Source organism: Microcystis sp. M49636_WE2, from assembly GCF_030065375.1.
GTDB lineage: Bacteria > Cyanobacteriota > Cyanobacteriia > Cyanobacteriales > Microcystaceae > Microcystis > Microcystis aeruginosa_C.
In genome coordinates, this window is the sequence record NZ_JASJFG010000410.1 from 1 (window position 1) to 1,132 (window position 1,132).

Consider the following 1,132-nt stretch of genomic DNA (forward strand, 5'->3'; position numbering starts at 1 on the left):
CGATGTGGTTTCGGGTGAAACTATCTCTCTGGACAGCTTTGCGGCTAAAACCGCTCTGTTAGTCATCTTCCTCTGTGAACATTGTCCCTTTGTTAAACACATTCAAGAAGAACTTACCCGTCTAGGTCGCGATTATGCTAATACCAATCTGGGCATCCTCGCAATTAGTTCTAATGACGTGGAGAAATATCCCGATGATTCGCCAGAAAATTTGAAAAAAATGGCGATAACTCTTGACTTTAAATTCAATTTATGCTATGACGAAAGCCAAGAAGTGGCGAAAGCTTACACGGCAGCCTGTACTCCCGATTTTTTCCTCTTTGATAGTCAGCGGATTCTAGTCTATCGCGGTCAATTAGATGATAGTCGTCCTAGTAATGGAATACCGGTGACAGGCAAAGATCTCCGGGCCGCTATTGACAAGGTTTTAACCGGTCAACCGGTGCCGACGGACCAAAAACCGAGTTTAGGCTGTAATATCAAATGGAAACCGGGTAATGAGCCACCCTATTATGGTTAATTAACGAAGGGTGTAGGGTGTAGGGTGTGGGGTGTGGGGAGAATAAATAAAATAATCTCCTGACTCCTATCTCCTGACTCCTGACGACCGACTCCTAACTCCTAACCCCACCAACAAGCTTTTTGCCGCAAATCCTACTTATGAGACTATTTCAAGAGCGTAACCGATTGCTGTGCTAATAGGGCAGTACCATAGGCCGCTTGCTCCTGTTTAGATAAAAGCACAGGAACTCCTAAATGACGCTGACGAATTATCCTCCAAGTCGGATTTTTTGCCCCACCACCCGCACTATAAACTCGCTGTAATTTATTGGCCCCCAATTCCTGTAAACGCTGATAACCTAAAGCTTCAATGCGGGCAATACTTTCTAGTAAACCACGCAAAAATTCTCGAGGATTATCGGGCCGGGGAGTCAGTTTTGCGGGTAAAAAAGGATCATTAATGGGAAAACGCTCGCCCGCTTTTAGGAGGGGATAATAATCTAAATTACTTTCTTTTTGTCCATCTATTGCTAAACTATAATTTCTCAATTCTTCATGAGAAAAAAACTTCTTTAACACTGCTCCTCCCGTATTGGATGCCCCACCAGTTAACCACAAATTTCCTAAACGA

2 protein-coding genes are annotated in these 1,132 nt (G+C 43.7%); one reads left to right on the top strand and one right to left on the bottom strand.

Features of this window, described 5'->3' with window-relative positions; genetic code table 11:
- A partial coding sequence (locus PX484_RS09860) for a thioredoxin family protein (protein ID WP_288103673.1) occupies positions 1-520 on the top strand: 520 nt, incomplete at its 5' end.
- 146 nt (positions 521-666) lie between these two features.
- Here the strand turns inward: PX484_RS09860 and PX484_RS09865 are convergent.
- The coding region (locus PX484_RS09865; protein ID WP_288103675.1) for an FGGY-family carbohydrate kinase at positions 667-1,132 on the bottom strand (466 nt) is incomplete at its 5' end.